Source organism: Mycoplasma sp. 527, from assembly GCF_053851595.1.
On the sequence record NZ_JBSQAY010000003.1, the window covers coordinates 67,737 to 81,941 of the forward strand.

Consider the following 14,205-nt stretch of genomic DNA (forward strand, 5'->3'; position numbering starts at 1 on the left):
GAATCATAAAATATTTGAATCTTCTTTTTTGTTTTTATATAAGGAGATTATTTTAAAAAAATGAAGGAATTTTGGTTTAAAGAAGGCGAAAAACTAGATGAATTAGTTAATTATCTTCTGTCATTTAAAAAAATAGAAGCTATATTATTAGACGGGGAATTAGGCGCAGGGAAGACAACATTAACTGGGCAAATAGCCAAAAAATTAGGTGAATCTAAGGCTGTGGTTTCCCCAACATTTAATACTATAATATGCTATGATAAAATGGTACATATTGATGCGTATAAATTAGTTGGTGATTTATTCCCATATGAAGAATATTTTGAAGATAAAATTGTTGTTATTGAATGGTCAAAAAACATTATACATAATTTTAAATATTATTTTAATATTGAGGTCAGTCTTCACGAAAGGGATGGTCAAATTTTTCATTTATTTAAAATAACTAAGCAAACTTGTTATCAAGGCTTATTCATTGAAACTTCTTTGCCAGATTTTTGCATAGCTTTAACTGAAAATGGTAATGTAATTGACCATATATTAATTGAAAAACTAATTAAAAAAACTGATAAATTCTTTGAATCAATAGATGAGTTATTAGGAAGAAATAATACAAAGTTGAATTATCTAGATAATCTTTATATAACAAATGGACCTGGAAGTTTTACCGGAACACGTTTAGCCTTTGTTTTTGCATCTACTAATAAACTTCTTCAAAATGTAATCGCAAAAAATGATATAAAAGTTTTTATTGCGCCAACATATGATTTGTTTTTTAAACAACTAAATTTGGATGTTATTTATATAAAAGCTAATAGGTATAAGGCATATGAAGTAATTAAAACTAATTTAGGAATAACTATAAATTTAGTTGATAGTATAAATTCAGTAATAGATTTTAATTACCAAAATTTCTTTAAAAATTTTAGTAAATATGTTGATTTATTTAGAGAATCAAATGACATCTTAAAAGAGGAATTAATTTATGCTTCTGATCCTCAAATTGGAGGTGTTTAATGAAAATTTTTGCTATCGAGAGCTCTCATGATGATACCTCTTTTGCTATTTTGGAAGATAATAAGCCTGTTTGAATGAAAACTATATCTCAAACAGAAATTCATAAAAAATACGGTGGAACCATTCCAGAAATTGCTTCGAGATTGCATGTTAGAAATATTGCATTATTAATTGAAGAATTTAAGAATATCGTTGTTAATAACAAGGAGATTTGTAAGAATATTGATTATATTGCTTATACTAAGGAACCGGGATTGGTAGGATCGTTGCAAATAGGTTTTATTGTTGCACAAACAATGTCCAGAATATATCAAATACCAGCAATTGGGTTAAATCACTTAGAAGGCCATTTTTATTCAGCTTTTATATCGAAAGAATTAGAATTTCCTGCCTTATGCTTATTAGTTTCAGGTGGACACTCGCAATTGATGTTATATACTGATTCTAATAGTTTTGAGATAGTCGGTGAAACTTTGGACGATGCCGTTGGTGAGGTTTATGATAAGATTGCTAGAAAACTATCATTAGGTTTCCCAGGTGGACCGATTATTGATAATATTTGAATTAATAATAAAGAAAAATATAAAAATAAATTTTCAATTCCACATACATTAAATGAATTAGATTTTTCATTTAGTGGAATCAAAACAGCCGTTATAAATCATTTTAATAGTCTAATAAATAGAAACGAAGAAATTAATATTAATAAGATTGCTTGTGAATTCCAAAATACGATAATTGCCTACCTTAAAATTAATTTAGAAAAGGCAATTAAAAAGTATGGACCAAAATGTATTACTTTAGCAGGAGGAGTAAGCGCTAATAAAGGAATTAGAGAAATGGTGTTAACCCTTCACAACAATGTTTATCTACCATTAATGGAGTATACAACTGATAATGCAATGATGATTGCTAGATTAGCTTATGAAAAGGTAAAAAAATAATATGTGAAAATTTATAAAAAGTTCAACTTCACAGGAAAATTGATTAGATTTTACCAGTTATGAGATTGTTTTTTGAGGGCGCTCAAATGTAGGAAAGTCTTCGTTAATTAATGCTCTAGCTAATAATAAATTAGCAAAAACTTCTTCAAGTCCAGGACGTACAAGATTAATAAATTATTTTGAAACTAATAATAAAAAGATTGTGGTTGATTTGCCTGGTTATGGTTATGCTAGCATGTCTAAAAAAGAACAGCAAAAAGTTAGCGGAATAATAGATTATTATTTTCGCAACAGCCCAAATGATAAGATAGTTTGTTTCTTAATTGATGCCAAGATAGGTTTTATGCCGATAGATTTGGAAATGATTGAGTATATTAATAATTTAAAAATACCATTTAATATTATTATTACTAAAATTGATAAGGCTAACCAATCACAAAGGCATAGAGTAAAAACCCAGGCGCTAACATTTAAAAAAGAAGTAAATATTTTTATAGTCTCATCAGAAAAAAAAGTAGGGTTGCAAGATATTATCAAACATTTTGATTTTTAGTATTTAAATATGTTGCTTTCCAAAAAAATGAAATTACTAAAAATTAAATAATCTAGGTTTAATTTAGTGCGCATTGGTCCATTTTTATATCAATTTTTGTATAATTTTACATATGAAAAACAAAGAAGACAAAAAAAGATTACTCATTTTAATAATTCAAGTATTTACTTTATTTATAGTACCAATGATTCTTTTGTTTGTAGGATTATTTCATTTACCTAATAATTGAAGAGTTCCTATTATTGTTATTTATTCGCTTTTGGTATTGGGCCTTGGAGTTTTTATATTTTTCATCATAAGAAGATATTTAAAAGAATCATCAATTGCAAATCAAACCCTAAATCAGTTCATTCAAAATGAAATAAGTGATCAAGGGATTGGTACTATTATTTTTTTAAATAATGGAAGGATTATATGAGCTTCAAACTTTGTTATTAACAAATTTGGTAAGTCGATAGTCGGAAAAAATATAAAAACTGTTTTTAATATTGAAGAATGAGATGGGAATAATAATAACTTTGTTTTTAAAAAAGATGACTATGAGTACGATGTTCAGGTTATTTTTGAAAAAAATATTGTTCAGATTAAAGATATAACTATCCAAACAGCTTTATTAAATGATTATAAGATGCAACGTGTTGTTTTTGGCGAATTTCATATTGACAATATGAATTTATACCAAGTATCCTTATCACAAGAAGATCTTTATGCTATATATTCAAGTTTCGGGTCCTTGTTTGATGATATTTCTAAAAGTTATAATATTATTTACCGGCAATATGAGAATGGGCGTTTCTTTGTTTTAACTAATCAAGAAACTCTTGAGCAACTAGAAAAAACCAACTTTGAGGCATTTAATCAACTTAAAAATAAGAGTCTGCATAAAGGTATATCCTTGACATTGTCTGGTGGGTTTTCATATGGTTTATTCAAATTGGAAACACTTGACAAATTAGCCAAAGAGGCATTATTACAATCCAAAACCCGTGGTGGAGACCAAATAACTGTTTTAACAAAAAATGAACATCCAAGATATTATGGAACTAGCTCAGAAATAAACATCAATATGTCTCGCACTAATGTTAGCTATATTTCTAAGGTTTTGATTGCAAAATTAAAGTCTAAGAATATTAACAAAGTTATAATTTATGGTCATAAGAACGCCGATCTTGACGCGCTCGGTTCTGCGTGGGGTATTCATAAATTAGCAAGAGCTTATGAAAAAGAAACATTTATTCAAAACAAGACATTTGATGAAACCACGCAACGCGTTTATGATCATATGAGTCCATTAGACAAGCAAATATTTATATCGCCAAAGGAAGCGACATTATTAAATGATAAAAAAACACTTGTAGTAATTTGCGATGTTGCTGATGAAACAAGAATTGAAAATCCCAACGCATTTAAAGGTATTGAAAAGGATAATATAATCATTATTGATCATCATCGAATCGGGGCAAACCCATTATATGCTTTTAGAGAAAATACTTATATTGACTCATCAGCATCATCAGCCTCAGAAATTGTTAGTGAAATAATTGCTATTTCAAATAATGGTGACAAGATGGATGAGATCACAGCACAATATTTGTTAAATGGCATTTATCTTGACACTAATAATTTTCAAAAACAAACAAGTTCCAAGACTTTTTCAGCAGCTGCCTTATTAGAGATATGAGGCGCTAAGATCCAAATTTCAGTTAATACTTTAAAATTAGATATAGAAACCTTCAAACAAGTTTTAGAACTTCTTGAAAACTTGCAGGAGGTTAAACCTGGATATTTCATTGCTTATAAGAACATTTTTGTTTCCCCTGATGTAATTTCAATTGCTGCCGATGAAATCCTAAGAGTTAATGGAAGAAAAGCAGCCTTTGTTATTGGTAAATTAGCTGGGACTAAAAAATGTAAGATGTCAGCCAGAGGAATTGACACTAATGTTCAATTAATTGCAGAAGCAGTTAACGGTGGAGGACATTATGGCACGGCAGCAGCTGAAAGTGATGAAAATATCGAACTTTTTGTTGATAACTTAATACAAGCGATAGTGAGTGTAAAAAATGAAAGTAATAATAATTAAACAATATGATAAATATAAAGCAAATGAAATTATTGAAATCAATGATGGGTTTGCAAAAAATTTCTTAATAAAAAATGGTTATGCTCAACCAGTGAATAAGCAAACTCTAGCTAATTTAGAAAGAGTTAAGCAAAACATTGCCGAAGATCATGCAAGGGAAGTTGAAAAAGCGATTGTTTTAAAAGAGCAAATTGAAAAAATAACTTTAAACTTTTTCTTAAAATCGAACGGAAATATTGTCCACGGTTCAATAACCAACAAGGCTATTGAAAAAGAATTAATAAAACATAATATTAAAATTAGTGCTCATGCCTTAAATAAAGATTCTTATAACACTTTCGGAAAACATTATATTAATGTAAAGCTTCACCCGGAAGTTAATGCAATTTTATTAATTCAAATATTCGAAGAAAAATAATTTTATAACATAAAAAAACAATAAAATGAAGGGAGCAAAATGAGCATGCAAACATTAAACCCAAGAGAAACTGCTATTGCTAATAATGAAGCCTCCTTATTGGGATTAATTTTATCTGAACCTGAAACATATTTGAAAATTGCTGTTTTAATAAGGCCAGAAATGTTTCACTTTAAGAGTCATCAAATATTATATTCTGCTATTGTTGAAGTGCATAACTCTACTGAGCATTTTGACCTTTCTAATTTATTGGTTTACTTAGAGCAAAAAAAGCAGTTTGATTTAGTTGGTTCATTTTATATGAATACTCCTGAATATATTGGCTATTTGGTTCAAAATGCTGGTTTCTTGAGTGAAATTGAAATATATGTAAAAAACATAATCGATCAATATAAAATCGATAAACTTAATGAATTAATAGTTGATATTAAAAATACTATTGATAATAAAACCTTTAATGTGTCGGACCTTTTATCACATATTCAATTATCCTTGATCAATATTGATATATCAGAAATTAATTCCTCATTTGAAAAAATTGGCGATGTTGCAAACAATATAATGCAACAAATTTTGCGCAAGGAGGATAGTGATATTGGAATAGGATTGCAGCTTGGTTTTCCAGAATTAGATGAATGCTTGCTTGGTTTAAATAGTGGGGATTTAACTATTATTGGTGCTAGACCGGCTATGGGTAAAACGGCCTTTGCTTTGAATATTGCTAATAATGTAGCTAAACAAGGGAAAAACGTTTTATTTTTTAGCCTTGAAATGTCCAATCCACAATTAGTCCAGCGGATGATTTCTATAGATTCAACTGTCCCTATTTACAAACTTAAAACCAAAGAATTAAGTATTGATGATCAAAGAAATTTATCTCATACTGTCGAAAACATGTTTGAGTGAAATATTGTATTAAATGATCTTGCTACTTTAAATATTTCGGATATTATTACCTTATCAAAAAGATACTCCCGAAATGCTAAGGTTGATCTTGTTATTATAGATTACCTACAACTTATTGGAGACAATTCAAAAAGGTCGCAAGAAAATAGACAACTTGAAGTGGCCAAGATTTCGCGTTCATTAAAGCAACTTGGTCGCGAACTAGCATGCCCTATTATTGCCTTAAGTCAATTAAGTCGTAGCGTTGAAAAACGTGAAGACAAAACCCCTATAATTTCTGATTTAAGAGAATCTGGAGGTATTGAGCAAGATGCCGATAGAGTTATCTTTTTACATCGCGATGACTATTATCGAAACAAAAAAAATGATCAAAATGCTAATAACGAACAAAAGGAAATGTTTTCGACAACAAACGTTATTGTTGCCAAAAACCGTCACGGATCAACTAAAACTATTCAATTAGGGTTTTATCCTGACTTTAATAAATTTGTCTATGTCTTAAAGGAACACGGCAACAACAAACATCAAATTTTCAAAGAAAAGGAGGATTAAATCATGGATAAGAAACAAAAAAACTTAGATAAAAAAATTCAAAAAACGAAGCTCTCCGTTGAGCAAAAAAAAGCTCTATATGATGAAAAAATGGCTATCTTAAACCCACAACAAGTAACCATTTTTAATATATGAAAAAAATATCCTAAAAAAGTTATTTGAATGTTATTGAGTGCTTTTTTATACAATATAGCAATTACTGTTTTTCTTAGAAAGGCAGCAACTATTGCTTCAGGCACATCATCGCTTTCTCAAATTATTACTTTTACTGCTCCTGCTACTGCACAATTCTATGGTTTATTTTATGTATTAGTTAATTTACCATTAATGTTTGTTTTCTGAAGAATGAATCCGAGAATGTTTATGGTTTTAACATACTATTGAATGCTATTTCAGGTTATTGTTCAATTAATATATATAGAATATGACGGTCGTGGATCAAATCCAATTGTTAACTTTATTAATCAAAAAATTTCATTCTATAATCCGGTTGGCGAGAATAATTTCTATTGAGCTCCTTTCGGAATTGATACGAGAGTAGTTTCAAAACTATATAACAACGGACAAAGTAAAGAAATATTAAAAGTTCTTCAAGGCGAAAATTTAACAATTGAATTTGATAAAGGTGCTAAGGAAGTTATTACTTATTTTCAAAATCAATACGCTCCAAAAGACTTGAATTTGATAGTTAAAAATATTACTGATTCTGCATTAGTTGAACAATTTAAAATAGGAAAAGTATCACTCTTAGGTTCAATACCTTTATTATTAAAAGATACTAAAATTTATGGTGTTTATGATGGCCAAAATTGGCCGGTTCTTGTCTATGCCATTATGGGTGGTGCTTCAGAAGGATTTGCTTCTATAGTTGCGTGAAGACAAAAAGGTTCTATTGGAGGAACATCAGTTATTTCTAACTTTATTGCATATAAAAATAAAAAACCAGTTGGTAATGTATTCTTAATGGTAGCAATTTGCTTTTCATCTTCATCAACGATTATCATTGGTTCGTTAGAATTTAGCGGCAATATTACAGGGCATGTTTGAAATTCGGGCTTATTCTTAGTAAGAATTTTAGGTACTATTTCATATTTATTAGTATTTTCGACACTTGTTAATAAGTTTTATCCTAAATATAAGAAAGTTAAAATTGAGATATATACAAGATATCCTGAAATTGTTGCTGAACAATTTAAAAAGATTGGTTATGCTCACTCATTTAATATCTTTAATGGCGTTGGTGGATTTAGCCATGAGGAATTTGGCAAAATTGAAACTGTTGCTTTATTTTTAGAAAAAGATATTATTATGGAACAAGTTAAGAAAGTAGATAAGTCTGCGTGAATAACTACTTCAAATATTCATAATATATCGGGTGTGTTTGATACATCGTTTGTTGATTAAGAGTCTATATAGAGACTCTTTTTAATTTTTTATAATACTAGTTTCGTATAAAATAAATTTTTATTTCGTTAAAAACTTTATAATTTAATATATTTTATTGGAGCAAAATGAGCAAAAAAGTAATTTTAGGAATGAGTGGCGGAGTTGATTCTAGTGTGTGCGCATACCTACTTTTAAAACAAGGATACGAAGTTGAAGGTTTGTTTATGCGAAATTGAGATTCATTTTTAAACAATGATTTCTTAGGCAATGAAGACATTTCACAAAATATTTGTCCACAAGAACAAGATTATCAAGATGCAAAGGATGTTGCAAATCAACTAAATATTAAGCTACACCGTGTGGATTTTGTTAAGGAATATTGAGACAATGTTTTTAAATACCTAATTAATGAATATGAAATTGGCCGTACACCAAATCCTGATATTTTTTGTAATAAATTTATAAAGTTTAAAGCTTTTTCGGATTATGCATTTAATGAATTAAAAGCCGATTATATTGCTATGGGTCATTATGCATACACTAATGATGGGGAATTATTTCGGGCCTTTGATCAGACTAAGGATCAATCGTATTTCCTGGCTCAATTAAACAACGAACAACTAAAAAAGGTTATTTTTCCTCTAGCTAATATAACAAAAAATGAAGTAAGAACAATCGCTAAGAAGTTAAATTTAAAAACTGCCTTTAAAAAAGATTCAACAGGCATTTGTTTTATTGGCGAAAGAAGATTCACAAAATTTCTTGAAAATTATATTCCTGCTCAACCAGGTGACATAATTGATATTGCCACAAGCAATAAGGTTGGGGAACATAACGGCGCAATGTATTATACAATTGGTCAACGCAAGGGTTTAAATCTCGGTGGATTTAAGAAACCTTATTTTGTTGTTGGACATAATATTAAAAAAAGAATTATTTATGTTGCTAATGAGGACCATAAAGAATATTTGTTATCCGATAAGATTATTGCCAAAGATTGAAATTTAATTGCTAAAACATATAATCAGGAAAACCTGTCGGCCAAATTTAGATATCGTCAAGAAGATATCAAATGTAAGATTCAACTTTTAGACAATAATGAAATTGTGGTCATGTACAATGAAACAGAAGCCATAACCCCAGGACAACAAGTTGTAATTTATGATGGTCAAAAAGTTGTAGGGGCAGCAATCATTGATAGAATTTTTTATAAACAAAAACAAAAGAATTTTTTATAAATCAAATAATGATATAAAACAAGGAGAAAAAAATGCTTTCATCAAAACAAATTAGACAAATGTGACTTGATTTTTTTGCTTCAAAACAACATCTTGTTGTAGAATCTAAATCTTTAATACCTCAAAATGACCCTTCATTATTATGAATTAATTCGGGTGTGGCAACATTAAAAGATTATTTTAGCGGTAAAAAAGTTCCGCCCGCAAAGAGAATAACAAATTCGCAAAAATCAATTCGTACTAATGATATTGAAAATGTTGGTATAACCGCAAGACATCACACCTTTTTTGAAATGCTAGGAAATTTTTCTATTGGTGATTATTTTAAAAAAGAAGCTATTGCATTTGGATATGAGTTTATTTTTAATGTATTGAAACTCGAAAAAGAAAAAATATATATAACATACTATGAAGAAGATTTGGATACATATAATAGATGAATTGAGTTAGGTATAAACAAGGACCATCTTATAAGTGGAACAAGAGATACTAATTTTTGAGATGTTGGTCAAGGACCTTGTGGCCCTGATACTGAAATTTTTTATGACCGAGGTGAAAAATATGATAAGCGCGGCATTGAATTGTTAAAAGAAGATATTGAGAATGACAGATATATTGAAATATGAAATATTGTATTTTCGCAATTCAATAATGATGGCGAAAATAACTACTCTGAATTAGCTACTAAAAATATTGATACTGGTGCAGGGTTAGAAAGAATAACCTCTATTATTCAGGATGCGCCTACTAATTTTGATACTGACCTATTTTTGCCTATTATTAGAAAAGTAGAAGAATGAACAAAATATCACTACGATATAAATAACTATTTTACAAAAGAGCCAGAACAGTTAAAAATTAATACTTGATTTAAGATTATTGCGGATCATATTAGAGCAAGTGTGAATGCTATTAATGATGGCGTTAGCCCTTCAAATGTTGGTAGAGGATACATTATTAGACGTTTAATAAGAAGAGCTTACCGCGCTGGTTTATCATTAGGAATACAACAAAAAACTTTTTTATATAAATTAGTTCAAGTTGTTAAGGACTCATTGATATATGAAATCGATGTTAAAACTGTTTCAAGAGTAATTTCGGATGAGGAAAATTTATTTGCTAAAACCATTAAAGATGGCGAAAAACTTCTTGAACACGAACTAAATAAAAAAGGTTTTATTGATGCTAAAATTGCCTTTAAAATGTTTGATACCTATGGCTTCCCTATTGAATTAACGGCTGAAATATTAAAAGAAAAGAATATCGAAATTAATTTGCAAGAATTTTATGATTTTCAAAAGGAACATCAAGAACGTTCGAAAGGCAGCTTAAAGGCTGCGATGCAAAAGGTTATTAATTCGCTTTCACTGGTTGACAGGAAAATTTCTGAATTTATTGGTTATGAATTTCTTGAGTCTAGATCAAAAATTATCTATTTGCTAAATGAGGAACAGGAAATTGATAAGGTAGATGGCGATGATGATTTTTCATATGTTATTCTTGACAATACTCCTTTTTATGCAACTAGTGGTGGACAAAATCATGACTTTGGCTATATGATACAAGGAAATAATAAAATTGAAATAATTGATGTATTTAAAGATAAATACCAAAATCATGTTCATTATGTTAAAGGAAAGATTGATAAAAATTTACCTATTGAATGTTATGTGGACAAAGAAAAAAGAATTAATTATGCTAGAAATCATAGTTCAACACATATTATGTTCCATGCTTTAAGAAGAACTTACACAAATGATATTATTGAACAACTTGGTTCAAACATTCATCCTGAATATTTTACATTTGACTTCGGATTAGATCATCGGCCAACTAAGGATGAAATTAAAAAAATTGAGCATATTATGCATGAATATATTGCAATGCAGGCTAAGAGAAATTATATTATTACTTCAGTCAAAAAAGCACAAGAAATAGGGGCATATATGACAATTGATGAATCTGAATATTATGATGCTAATAATGTCAGAGTTGTTGAATTTGAAAATATTACTAAGGATTTATGCGGTGGGACACACGTTGAAAATTCTGGCATAATCGAGAACTTTAAAATTGTTTCTGTTGATTCAAAGGGAACTGGAATTTATCGTTTGAAGGTTATTACCTCTGAAGAGTATGTTAATAAACATTTATACAATGAAATTTTAGAAAAGCAAAAATTATTGTCTTCCTTGGTAAAGAATAATAAAGCATTAGAATCTAATTATAATTTATCTTATTTGGTAGATATTCCTAGCCTTTCATCGCAGAAAGAAAAAATGTTGGATTATTATGATGAAGTCGAAAGTAAATTAAGAGAAGATTATAAGAAATTATTAAAAGAAAAGAATAATGAATCAGTAAATTTAAATGCTTATAATCCTGAAATAATTGGCAATAATGTTAAGTTATTCATAATTAATGAAAATGATGCAAGCTTACTAAGAAAAATTGCTGTGCAAATTCGTGAAGCAAATGCCGATGCATTGATAATCGGTCTTTCTAGAATTAATGATGATAATTATTTTCTAATTGTTGCTTCAAAACAATATGACTCAACAAAGATTTTTAAAAGGATAATTTCTAACCTTAATGGTAAAGGTGGCGGTAATCAAATAGTATCGCAAGGATCAATCAATTCAACTAAACAGATTAAAATAATTATGGATGAAATTAAGGAATTAATAAATGCGTAAACTAGCTATGGATTTAGGCTCAAAAACATGCGGTTTTGCTATCAGTGATATTAATAATATAATTGCTTCTGGATTAGAAACACTCTATTTTGAGGAATGACATTTTATCGACGTTATTAGGAGAGTGAAATATTGACTATATGAAAGTCAATATAAGAATGAAATTGATACAATTATCTTAGGTTATCCAACAAGAATGGATTTTTCAAGAAGTCCAAGGACAATCATGGTGGAAAAATTTAAGCAAAGACTTCAAGACAATGTTGAAATAAATGTTGTTTTACAAGACGAGAGAGAAAGTACAATATTTGCTGAAAATATTTTATATAATGCCGGATACAATGGCAAAAAAAGAAAAAATAAAAAAGATTCATTAGCTGCCCAAATCATACTAGAGGATTATTTAAAAAAAGGTTAGATTTATGGAAGAAATCAATAAAAACAACAATAAAAACATACGACAAAAATTATTTATCTTCTCACAAGAAAGAGAAATCATTTTGGAAAACAATGTTAAAATGTGAGTTTTGTTTTCGATTGAAGAAAATGGTGAAAAATACATATTTTTAACTAATAAAAAAGGTATTTTTCTATTTAGACAAACAAAATCTCATATTTTAGAAGAGGTAGAAGATGAAGGAATTGTTTCAATCTTAAGTGATTTATTAGAAGAGTTTGCTAATGAATTTGAATTAGTAGATGAAAATGGCGAATCTATTGAACACATTTTGTTTGAAGCTGAGACGGTAGATAATTTATGCGCAAATTAATATATATATCATCTATTTCTAACGGGACAAGCAAAATACCTCCCAACGTAAGAACGGGATTAATTATTTCTATTGCTATAGCTTTATTAATTGCCATTATCGCTCTTGTTCTTAGCCTTTATTATAAGAAGAAGGCTATTAAAAAATATTTATCCCCTAATGAAGAACGCGAAAAAGAAAAACTTATTAAAATTAATCCTAATTATGGTGTGGTTCTAAGCGGTATTAAGAAGTTTTATAATAATGATTTAAGTGATTTTTTTGTATGTTTTGTTGTTAATACCATTTATTTAAATGATTACCATAATATTTATATAGAAGATGATGATAATTATCTTGCTTTATCAGTATCAAATTTAGCTAATAAGAAAGTATTTTTTAATGGAACAATAGATTTAGGTATTAATGAAAAAATTTTATATGAATTTCCAGATCTAAAATTTGAAAATATCCAAAGTGTTGCTAAGCTTCCAAATGACAATGAATTAATAATAATTTTAAATAATAAGGATCAATTATTGGAGTCAACCATAAGTTCTAAAATAAACTTTTTAAACCCAAAAGGAATAATGATTATTGAAAATAATAAAAACATTAATTTAGATTTGTTAAAGAAGATATCAGCAAATCTTGGTTTGCGTTATGAAACTTTAAAATTCAAAAATAAAAGTGTTATACTTTTAGCTAAAAATAACATAAAAGACATTGTTGAAAGAGGAGAAAAAGAAGATGGAAGATAAAAAAATATATTTAACAAAGGAGAGCCTTGAACAATATGAAAAAAGATTAGCATATTTGCAAGAAGAAGCTAGACCGTTAGTCATCGAAGAAATCAAGGAAGCTAGAAATCAAGGTGATTTATCAGAAAATGCTGAGTATGATTCGGCCCGTGATAAGCAAGCCGCCATTGAAAACGAAATTCTAGAAATTCAACATATTTTAGAAAACGCCCATATTATTGTTGAAGACACAACCGGTTCTCATATTGTTAAAATTGGTTCAACAGTTAAGGCTTTAAATTTAAAAAATAATGCTGTTTTAACTATTATTATTGTTGGCGCACTAGATGCAGATCCATTTAGTGGGAAAATATCTAATTCTTCTCCGTTAGCCAAAGCAATTCTTAATCATAAGGTCGGCGATATTGTAGAGGTTGAGGCCGCTCCTAAATATAAGGTAAAAATTGAATCAATAATGTAGCTAAATATCCAGATTGTAGATAATTAAAATATATATTGTAAGATATAATAATAAGTTATAGAACTTCCGTATTTTTTAAAAATATAAGGAGGTTTTTTATTTTAAATCTTGAACTTTTTTCAATATTTGCTTTTAGCAAAAATATTTAAAAAAATTTTGTTAAATTTATTTTATTTTTTTTAACTTAATCATGTATAATGATATGGTACTTATTTTAAAAACGTTCTTATTTAATGTAAAAAATTAAAAAATTTTCATAATAAAAAGTTTAAAATAATGTATACTTATAAAAGTGCACTTTTTTGTGCCTAATATGTAGTTCTTTGAAAACTGGATACGAATACCATAACGTCAATTTTAATTTTTTAAAAATATAATAAAACCAAAATCAAATTTTAAGAGTTTGATCCTGGCTCAGGATGAACGCTGGCTGTGTGCCTAA

General features: G+C 28.4%; 13 protein-coding genes. All 13 read left to right on the top strand.

Annotated features, from left to right (window positions below):
• Positions 1-60 precede the first annotated feature (60 nt).
• The 13 genes from tsaE to greA all read left to right on the top strand — a co-directional run bounded on the left by tsaE (position 61) and on the right by greA (position 13,763).
• On the top strand, positions 61-1,017 hold the full coding sequence (gene tsaE / locus ACWXVQ_RS02175) for a tRNA (adenosine(37)-N6)-threonylcarbamoyltransferase complex ATPase subunit type 1 TsaE (protein WP_438340655.1): 957 nt from the start codon (positions 61-63) through the stop codon (positions 1,015-1,017).
• Complete coding sequence (gene tsaD, locus ACWXVQ_RS02180; RefSeq protein ID WP_438340656.1) at positions 1,017-1,961, top strand: tRNA (adenosine(37)-N6)-threonylcarbamoyltransferase complex transferase subunit TsaD; 945 nt, start codon at positions 1,017-1,019, stop codon at positions 1,959-1,961. The genes tsaE and tsaD overlap by 1 nt, the downstream gene beginning before the upstream one ends.
• Before the next feature lies 1 nt (position 1,962).
• A complete protein-coding gene (yihA, locus tag ACWXVQ_RS02185) occupies positions 1,963-2,514 on the top strand; it encodes a ribosome biogenesis GTP-binding protein YihA/YsxC (protein WP_438340657.1) in 552 nt (183 codons plus the stop codon).
• Positions 2,515-2,626: 112 nt separating this feature from the next.
• Positions 2,627-4,597 (top strand): GGDEF domain-containing protein, encoded by a 1,971-nt coding sequence (locus ACWXVQ_RS02190; RefSeq protein ID WP_444705021.1) that lies wholly within the window; start codon positions 2,627-2,629, stop codon positions 4,595-4,597.
• Positions 4,578-5,015, top strand: coding sequence for a 50S ribosomal protein L9 (rplI, locus tag ACWXVQ_RS02195; RefSeq protein WP_455966444.1), 438 nt, complete (start codon positions 4,578-4,580; stop codon positions 5,013-5,015). Before ACWXVQ_RS02190 ends, rplI begins: the two co-directional genes overlap by 20 nt.
• A gap of 39 nt (positions 5,016-5,054) precedes the next feature.
• A complete protein-coding gene (gene dnaB, locus ACWXVQ_RS02200) occupies positions 5,055-6,473 on the top strand; it encodes a replicative DNA helicase (RefSeq protein WP_456013464.1) in 1,419 nt (472 codons plus the stop codon).
• A gap of 3 nt (positions 6,474-6,476) precedes the next feature.
• Positions 6,477-7,877, top strand: a complete 1,401-nt coding sequence (locus ACWXVQ_RS02205) for a YitT family protein (RefSeq protein WP_455993945.1) — start codon at positions 6,477-6,479, stop codon at positions 7,875-7,877.
• Between the two features lie 107 nt (positions 7,878-7,984).
• Positions 7,985-9,097: a tRNA 2-thiouridine(34) synthase MnmA gene (mnmA, locus tag ACWXVQ_RS02210; protein ID WP_456013466.1), complete on the top strand. Its 1,113-nt coding sequence runs from the start codon at positions 7,985-7,987 to the stop codon at positions 9,095-9,097.
• Positions 9,098-9,129: 32 nt separating this feature from the next.
• Entirely contained in the window at positions 9,130-11,793 is a 2,664-nt protein-coding gene (alaS, locus tag ACWXVQ_RS02215) for an alanine--tRNA ligase (RefSeq protein WP_456013467.1), read from the top strand.
• Positions 11,786-12,211, top strand: a complete 426-nt coding sequence (gene ruvX, locus ACWXVQ_RS02220) for a Holliday junction resolvase RuvX (RefSeq protein ID WP_456013469.1) — start codon at positions 11,786-11,788, stop codon at positions 12,209-12,211. The genes alaS and ruvX overlap by 8 nt, the downstream gene beginning before the upstream one ends.
• Positions 12,212-12,215: 4 nt before the next feature.
• Positions 12,216-12,563: a hypothetical protein gene (locus tag ACWXVQ_RS02225; RefSeq protein WP_438340665.1), complete on the top strand. Its 348-nt coding sequence runs from the start codon at positions 12,216-12,218 to the stop codon at positions 12,561-12,563.
• Positions 12,551-13,303 (top strand): BC85_0335 family putative methyltransferase, encoded by a 753-nt coding sequence (locus tag ACWXVQ_RS02230; RefSeq protein ID WP_444705026.1) that lies wholly within the window; start codon positions 12,551-12,553, stop codon positions 13,301-13,303. Before ACWXVQ_RS02225 ends, ACWXVQ_RS02230 begins: the two co-directional genes overlap by 13 nt.
• Positions 13,293-13,763, top strand: a complete 471-nt coding sequence (gene greA, locus ACWXVQ_RS02235) for a transcription elongation factor GreA (RefSeq protein WP_438340667.1) — start codon at positions 13,293-13,295, stop codon at positions 13,761-13,763. Before ACWXVQ_RS02230 ends, greA begins: the two co-directional genes overlap by 11 nt.
• The last annotated feature ends 442 nt before the right edge of the window (positions 13,764-14,205 follow it).